Annotated in this window: 8 protein-coding genes; 6 read left to right on the forward strand and 2 right to left on the reverse strand. The window is 54.8% G+C overall.

Annotated elements, in window-relative coordinates; translation table 11 throughout:
• The first annotated feature begins 445 nt into the window (after window positions 1–445).
• From PG888_RS21970 to PG888_RS21985, 4 genes are all read left to right on the forward strand, one after another.
• Window positions 446–1,480: a lysozyme inhibitor LprI family protein gene (locus PG888_RS21970; RefSeq protein WP_270694374.1), complete on the forward strand. Its 1,035-nt coding sequence runs from the start codon at window positions 446–448 to the stop codon at window positions 1,478–1,480.
• 1,577 nt (window positions 1,481–3,057) lie between these two features.
• Complete coding sequence (locus tag PG888_RS21975; RefSeq protein ID WP_236277422.1) at window positions 3,058–4,026, forward strand: integrase domain-containing protein; 969 nt, start codon at window positions 3,058–3,060, stop codon at window positions 4,024–4,026.
• A gap of 9 nt (window positions 4,027–4,035) precedes the next feature.
• The gene (locus tag PG888_RS21980) at window positions 4,036–4,320 is read left to right on the forward strand and encodes a hypothetical protein (RefSeq protein WP_128274411.1); all 285 of its coding nucleotides are present in this window, start codon (window positions 4,036–4,038) and stop codon (window positions 4,318–4,320) included.
• 58 nt (window positions 4,321–4,378) lie between these two features.
• On the forward strand, window positions 4,379–4,621 hold the full coding sequence (locus tag PG888_RS21985) for a plasmid replication protein RepB (protein ID WP_103859311.1): 243 nt from the start codon (window positions 4,379–4,381) through the stop codon (window positions 4,619–4,621).
• 902 nt (window positions 4,622–5,523) lie between these two features.
• Here the strand turns inward: PG888_RS21985 and PG888_RS21990 are convergent.
• Both PG888_RS21990 and parA read right to left on the reverse strand, forming a co-directional pair.
• Window positions 5,524–5,718, reverse strand: a complete 195-nt coding sequence (locus PG888_RS21990) for a plasmid partition protein ParG (protein WP_171270182.1) — start codon at window positions 5,716–5,718, stop codon at window positions 5,524–5,526.
• A gap of 20 nt (window positions 5,719–5,738) precedes the next feature.
• On the reverse strand, window positions 5,739–6,368 hold the full coding sequence (gene parA / locus PG888_RS21995; protein WP_182935892.1) for a ParA family partition ATPase: 630 nt from the start codon (window positions 6,366–6,368) through the stop codon (window positions 5,739–5,741).
• Window positions 6,369–6,572: 204 nt separating this feature from the next.
• On the opposite strand from parA, the gene PG888_RS22000 reads away from it, so the two are divergent.
• Both PG888_RS22000 and PG888_RS22005 read left to right on the forward strand, forming a co-directional pair.
• A complete protein-coding gene (locus PG888_RS22000; RefSeq protein WP_101617265.1) occupies window positions 6,573–6,860 on the forward strand; it encodes a CopG family ribbon-helix-helix protein in 288 nt (95 codons plus the stop codon).
• The gene (locus tag PG888_RS22005; protein WP_101617266.1) at window positions 6,848–7,141 is read left to right on the forward strand and encodes a type II toxin-antitoxin system RelE/ParE family toxin; all 294 of its coding nucleotides are present in this window, start codon (window positions 6,848–6,850) and stop codon (window positions 7,139–7,141) included. The genes PG888_RS22000 and PG888_RS22005 overlap by 13 nt, the downstream gene beginning before the upstream one ends.
• Window positions 7,142–7,344: the final 203 nt, after the last annotated feature.

Below are 7,344 nucleotides of genomic sequence, written 5' to 3' on the forward strand. Positions count from 1 at the left end.
TCGTGAATGTGAACAAGATGCCGCCTAAAAGGCGGCATCTGTCCATCTATAGGGTGAAACTTTATTTTCATCCCACAGCAGCAGGTCTGCATCTGTGAGGTTCCTGGCCTGACAGATTTGCACCGTAAGCAATTGATTCATAAGCTTTAAAAATGAAAAACTGCTCATATACCTTGGGTTTCTGATGGTATACGTTTTGAACCACACGGGTTGATCAGAAAGCAAAAAGAGGCGCCGGTTTACCGTAACGCCCCTTCTGCGCGGTGTCGATCAACAGAAAATTTGGCGTTGACGTCGACCACTCAGCGGCCAAGCCATAGCACACCCGCAGGGTCTATCCACGGAGCGCTTTGGTATCAAAAAAGACAGGTGACACGACCACTCACTATTGGCATTCATCGTCTCACCTGTATGATGAAATCTCATTGGGTATGAGACGAATAAAATGAATAAGATAATTATTTCATTATTTCTAATTGCGGTTCCTTTTGTATCGGTACATGCCGCGTCTTTTGATTGCTCCAAGGCTCGCAGTTATTCAGAAAAAGAAATTTGCTCGAAACCAGAGCTATCCAAAAAGGACGACTTACTTTCTGCCTTATATAAGAAGGCAAAGGCTGCAACTCAAGATAAGCAAGCATTTTCAAGCATTCAAAACGCGCTATGGTTGTCTCGTGAGAGATGTGAAAACACCCTGTGCCTGACTGCTTGGTATGATTCTGCGTTTGCCATATATGAAGCCATCCACCGCAATGGAATCCCAACAACAATTGGCACGCCGACACCAAAAGGTGATGCGCTAACCGCCCCAGAAAGCCACGAGAACAAATTTGTACCTGTCGACACTGTACCTGCCGTACTTGGTAATGCCCAGGCAAGCGAAAGCTACTGCGCTGGCCTGTCAGGCAAAGAGTGCGAATCCATCAAAGCAGCCGACGCTACGCTAAAAAAGCAACCCAGTTACTGCAAAGATGGCTTTGCCCTACCAGACAACCCATATAAGTTATCAAGGGTTCAAGTTCGAATATGCGACATCACCTGGGATAGAGGCGTTGAGAAAAAACAGAGTGAAGAAGATAAAGAGTATAACCAGTACGTTGAGTTGAAAAAAGAAAATGATAAACGATATAACGAATACCTTGAGTCGCAAAATAGACAAATTGAAGATGCAAAGGCATTGATTAGAGAGGATACCGCCCCGTACATTGAATTAATTCAGCAAATACAGATGGGATATTCCTGCGAAATTATTAACGACGGCATGGCGATGGCGTCAATAAGTAAACTAGACCACTGGATCAGTATGGATATAGCAAGAGCCGGCCTTATAGGTGAGCCCAGCATACAAAAAGAAATCGCAGGCAAGATGAAACAAGCGCGAGATACTGGAAAGGCGATGGCGAATAATGGTGCGTGTGAAGAGATAAGTCCTGCAAACAGAGCGAGACTTGTCCAAACCACCCTTAGCTTAATAAATTAAGTCGCGCTAGTCAGCTCCATAACACCTGGGCAATCCGTCTCGTTACCAAGGAAATCAGGCATTGACTGGTAAGGTCTGACGGGGTTTGCATTAAGCAACCCCGCCTCGTCAGTTCAAATTAACGATTTGATGGGTCAGTATCACAAATTGATAGGCGGGGATGAACTCACGACTGGGTCGAACTCAAATGCTTTCGTCACCAGTGACACTGAACCATACGAACAAAAGTGCATCGCCGCGACAGCCAAACCACCGTGCATAATGCCCATTATGTTTAATTGGCCTTTTTACCAGGGAAAACGGGCCGTTCGCCCCGTTCTGGCAGCAGAGGGGCCATTTAGAGTGCTCAGGCAGGGCTGCCGAGGCGGTTTGGCGGCTGAAAGTTTGCGACGGTTTGGGAGAGGTTTTGGCCGCGATCTCTGGCCTATCCGGTTTCGGCCAAACTGGGCGGTGAGTGGCCCAGATCTACGCCACAGGGACGCCAGACGAGCAGGAGGCCGCACGGGCTGAGGCTTGACAGGATAGGGATGCAGATTTAAGGTGATTTATCCCTGTGGGGCCTAATCACTAGCTCGCCGAGCCTAACAGCCCGGCCTAAATCACTTTCGAGTGTGTAATTCGCTTTGCGCTGTCGAATCACCTCACGACCATGACGTCCTCAAGGGACATGTGGTCCCTGGGGCGATTTGTCATGCCTGAATTTCCCCAAACACAGCCAGTACCGAGTGGCTGCCACGCAAAGCGGATTCCTATTCCAATTGATTTTTCTGATTTCCCCAACTGAGAAATCCCTTCTTTTATTGCACAAAATGCAATAACTGAATATTTCTCGCCAGTCGAGCTCAACTGGATAATCTCGGGCGCACTGAAACTCACGGGTGGATGTGGACGGTCGAAATCTAAAGATGGAGACCTTGCAATACAGTGTTATGCGACTGCAACACGCATCTGCGCATTTATGCGTTTAACGACTCAGTAACCCTTGCAGGCATTTCTTACTTTATAGACTAGCACCTTGCAGGCATTTCTTACTTTATAGACTAGCACCTTGTAGGCATTTCTTACTTTATAGACTAGCACCTTGTAGGCATTTCTTACTTTATAGACCAACACCTTTTCAGGTATTCCTTGCTCTAAGGATCACGCCACGCACGAATAAGCCTCCGGCGGAGCCTTGCGGCCACTGCCTCCCACCGGGTAGCCGATGAGATGCGATGCGATGATACCCAGCCCCCCCCCCTGCCGTCTCTGTTTGACAGAGACGGCCAGCGCCAACCCAGCGCTATCCCTTAGCCCTCGGGCCATGCCGCCAGATCTCACTGGCACGAAAACGCACGAAAACAGGCCAGCCGGACGCTCGGCGCAGTCGATCTCGACCCGCGCCCTGCTTGCAGGAGCCCCCTGCCATAGCAGCCCCCTCCGCTCTGCGGAACAATCACGCTCACCGCGTAAGGAGATGTAGAAAAAAAAGCCCCCCACGACACGCACAGTCGAAAACAGGTGCAAAACACTCACCACCAGGAACAGGGGATGGGGCATCAAAACGTAATTTCAATCAATCAATATGGAGATTTGATATGGCGAGATGTGATCGGGCAAACCCCGATTCACGAAATTTTGGCCTCGGCAGCCGGGATATGGGCTATGCCGGGCGCAGCGCCCTGCGCGAGGGAATGCAGAGCCACAGTTCGATCGCCACGATGGCCGATCGCTGGGGCCAGTTCGCCAGTTGGGCGCGTGAGGAGGCGGGGATCAGGGACATGCGGCACATCGAGACGGCCACCCTGCGCGGTTATGCCGCCCACCTGATCGCGCGGCTGGAGCAGGGGGAGATCAGCCCCGCCACCGCCCAAAATGCGCTCTCCGCCGTTAACCGGGTCATGGAGATAGCCCGAGGCGACCGGGCCGTGCGGCTCGACCCCGTGCGCGAGGCGGGGCTGCCGACCCGTAGCGGGATCGCTACCACCGATCATGCCGTGCCGGTGTCCCAGCACGACACCGCCGTGGCCGCCGTCTCCGAGCGGGTGGGAGCCCTGCTGAGCCTCCAACGTTCGTTGGGATTGCGGTTCGAGGAGGCGGCCAAACTCGACGCCCAACGGGCGCTTGCCCAGGCCGAACGGCACGGCCAGATCCGCATCGAGGACGGCACCAAGGGCGGGCTCGTGCGGCAGGTTCCCTGCCAATCACCCGCCCAGCACCACGCACTGGCCCAGGCCGCCGCCCAACAGGAGGGCCGCTCGTTGATCCCGCCCTCAATGTCCTACAAGGACTTTAGGACGGCTGCCTATAGCGAGCTGCGCAGCGCGGGCATCCGGTCGCACGGCGAACGACACGCCTACGCCCAGGGACGGTACGAAACCCTGGTGGGTGCCCCCGCGCCCGTCGCGGCCGGGATCGGTCACGGTGCCGACCATCATCGGTTTTTAGCCGCCCAGTTGGGGATCGAGGTCGCGGCGGCGCGGGAGCTGGATTTGCAGGCCCGTGAGCAGGTGGCCGCCGAACTGGGGCACGGGCGGATCGACGTGACCAACGCGTACCTGGGATAAGGAGGACACATGGAGCAATGGGTAAGGGAACGGGTCGATACCTACCTGCGACACGGCGGCAAAACCAGCCGCCGCGCCATGGTCAAACGGCTGATCGCCATCCTGCTCGACATTCGTCAATACGAGCCGGGGGTGCGCCAACCGCCCCAGATAGGGCGGGCACACATCCACCGTTATTGGGCTCGCCAGTCACAGCTGGCAGATCGGACACGACAGGATCATTGGTACGCACTCTGCCTCCTTTGGGCGCTACTGGAACGGCCAGGTGAACCGCCGAAGCCACCGCTGGTATAAAGACGGCGCTGTGCTAGAATCATTTTGTAAATTTGATTAATCAAAGGCGCGTTTTGATATGGAAGAACTGCAAGCGAAGTGGACGTTTGACCAAGGTGGGTTTGCCAAGGCCCTGATCGCCCCCACCCCGATGGGGGCTGGCTACCATCTGCATCTGGTGAAGTTCGGCAAACAGAGCGAGACCATTGTCCTGGAACGACAACGCGGGGGCTGGCGGGTGTTCAAGAGCATCGATGCCGCCGCCAACACCGCCAATGGCATTGGCTTTCGGCGTATCGAGATCGATCTGAGCAGTCGTTGAGCCCCGACACCTCATGACAAAACACCAACCCCCGCTCCGGGGATAACTGCTGCCGCCCACAGGGGACGAGCCCCTGCTGGACGGACGGGCGCAGTTACCCCCCTCGCCAAGATCCTCTCTATCGATTTAAAGCCAGGAAAAGACCAGGGCCCGAGGGCCCGCGAAAAAGGCGGTCGCAATGCTCCCCGATCTGCCGGGCTCTCCTATCTTTCGCTGCGCTTCAAGATAGGAGAGCCCTCCTGTTTGGCTACGTTAAAAATGACGTAGTTACACAAGATAGGACTCGCCTTGCTCTGAACTATTGAGGCCGCTTGCGGCGGCTCCCCCTCACGCGCTTCAGAGACACACCCCGTCCTGCTGCATCGCCTTTAGTCCCCGCCTGTGGGCCGGACAGCCGCGCCGTGTTTAAAGAGCTGGCCGTGGTTGGTTCCCCGTTACGCTCTGTTGGCTGATGCCCCACGGTTGCGAGCCGTGGGAGGCTGTGGTGCGCGGTCGCACGCTGGGCAGTATGTGAGGATTCCCCGTTCTGCCCGACCAACCACACCCACACACGGCAACAAACTCATGCTTCCAATCCGTGCGGGTACGACAAAGCGCCAAAGGTGGTGGCCTTCGGTAACGGGTCTCGTAGCGGGAAAAGCTTGATTGAATGGCCCAGTGGCCGCTAAACTAATTAGGTCTTTGGGTAGCTGCTTCCCGCACGGAGCCGTTACCAGGTACAAAGAGCGCCAACTCCGAGTACCTTCGAAAAAACCGCCCGCCAAGGCGGTTTTTTCGTTTCTGGCGCACAGGGTAGCGTTGATCTAACAGATGGATCAACGCTTTTTAGTGCGAGCTACTGCAAAAAAAAAACTCATATATTCAATACTATCCCGACAGGATAGTTGCATATCAATCACTCACTACAGGGCTTCGATTAGGTCTGTCATGATGTCCTTGATGGACTTCCCCTGCGCGGCAGCATGCATTTTCAGCTTGGTATGTAGCGCCTCCGGCAGGTCGAAATTAACCCGCTTCATCTTCTCGGATCCTGCGATATCCCCCATGGTCATTGCCCGTTTTTCGCTGCTGGGACGGCCAGCCTTCAACATACTCATTTACTTACACCCTCATTAACTCATTTGAGTAATGCCAATACTTCATCTGCCAAGCCCCGTATTTCCTGGGCTGCATTGCTGTTAGGCTCAACATCAAGCACGGTGGTGCCTGCCGCTGCGGTGCTCGGATAAGCAACACTCTGGGTCACTCTCGCCGCCAATACCGGCAGACCATATCCTTCCAGCGCCTCTCTGATCTCAGCGCCGATCTTGGTGTTCTTGATGGCCCGACTCACCACGAACGCCGCCTTGAGGCGGCCATCTGTCATCTCGATGCGCTGCTTAACCAAATCCACTAGATCAGACGCAGCCCAAATGTCATAGGGGCTGGGTTGTACTGGGATCAATACCAAGTCGCTGGCCTTGATCGCGGATATCGCCAGGTCAGCGGCCTGCGGAGCACCGTCGATCACGATCAAGTCCTTGTGGGACACCGCCTTGATGTCGCGTTCAATGGTTGGCCTATCTATCCCCACCACTGGCACCGGTTGCTCATCACGCACTGCGGACCAATCTCTTGCACTTCCCTGGGGATCGCTGTCGATCAACAGCACATCGTGACCAGCCACCTGAAAGGCTCGCGCTAGATGAGTGGCAATTGTGGTTTTGCCGCTCCCTCCTTTCTGGTTCAACACCGATATAACCAGCATGCCCACCTCTTAACTCAACCAAGTGAATAAGTAAAAGAGTAAAACATCAAATGAGTATTTGATTCAAGAGATCAGCGCTAATAGCTGCCACCCCTCGCTGTCCTGGCTGGACGCCAGAAGCCCTCACAGCCCAAAAACCTGATCAAGAAAACGGGCTCAATGGTATGCTATGGGTAATCACAGGTATTACCTTGGAGTACCACCATGCCCACACAATCCAAACCGGTCTCGATCAAACTCGACGCCGATACCCAGGAACGCATCAAACGCCTGGCAACCTCCCGCGAACGCTCAGCCCATTGGCTCATGCGCGAAGCCATCAGCCAGTATGTCGAGCGCGAAGAACTGCGCGAGACCTTCCACCGCGACACTCTGGAGGCCTGGCAGGAGTTCCAGGAGACCGGCCAGTATGCCACCGCTCAAGATGTGGATCAGTGGCTAGCCTCTTGGGGCACTGATGCCGAAGGAGCGCCTCCTGCATGCCACCAGTGATCTTTGCCCCTGCCGCCCTGCGAGACCTGCAACGCCTACGTGAATTCCTGCGCCCTAAAAGCCCGCAGGTCGCACAGCGGGCCGCAACAACAATCCAGCTGTCCCTACGCCAGCTCGCAGCCCAACCCTCAATGGGCCGCCCCATAGAAGGACTGCCAGAGGCGTTTCGTGAGTGGGTGATCCCCTTTGGTGACAGCGGCTATTTAGCCCGCTATCGCATTGAACCGGATGTCATCGTGGTGCTCGCTGTCCGCCATCAACGCGAAGTTGGCTACTCATGATGTAAGAGACAACGTCAGGCCAAACACCTCGTTCCGCAATGTGTACCAGGGGCGTCCGATTTGGGATGTTATTGGCTGATCGATATGGATGTTATTGAGTGATCGCCATGCGTGGGAATACGCAGCTGTGGGATGAAAATAAAGTGTCATCCCCGAAAATAGAGTTTCATCCTTGAAAATAAAGTCTCACCCTAACCATGGGG

This window comes from Aeromonas sp. QDB23, from assembly GCF_027707745.1.
Lineage (GTDB): Bacteria > Pseudomonadota > Gammaproteobacteria > Enterobacterales > Aeromonadaceae > Aeromonas > Aeromonas allosaccharophila.

Excerpts from the sequence above, each read along its gene's own strand:
- PG888_RS21970 (WP_270694374.1), top strand. The coding sequence starts at position 446 with ATGAATAAGATAATTATTTCATTATTTCTAATTGCGGTTCCTTTTGTA.
- PG888_RS21975 (WP_236277422.1), top strand. The coding sequence starts at position 3,058 with ATGGCGAGATGTGATCGGGCAAACCCCGATTCACGAAATTTTGGCCTC.
- PG888_RS21980 (WP_128274411.1), top strand. The coding sequence starts at position 4,036 with ATGGAGCAATGGGTAAGGGAACGGGTCGATACCTACCTGCGACACGGC.
- PG888_RS21985 (WP_103859311.1), top strand. The coding sequence starts at position 4,379 with ATGGAAGAACTGCAAGCGAAGTGGACGTTTGACCAAGGTGGGTTTGCC.
- PG888_RS21990 (WP_171270182.1), bottom strand. The coding sequence starts at position 5,718 with ATGAGTATGTTGAAGGCTGGCCGTCCCAGCAGCGAAAAACGGGCAATG.
- parA (WP_182935892.1), bottom strand. The coding sequence starts at position 6,368 with ATGCTGGTTATATCGGTGTTGAACCAGAAAGGAGGGAGCGGCAAAACC.
- PG888_RS22000 (WP_101617265.1), top strand. The coding sequence starts at position 6,573 with ATGCCCACACAATCCAAACCGGTCTCGATCAAACTCGACGCCGATACC.
- PG888_RS22005 (WP_101617266.1), top strand. The coding sequence starts at position 6,848 with ATGCCACCAGTGATCTTTGCCCCTGCCGCCCTGCGAGACCTGCAACGC.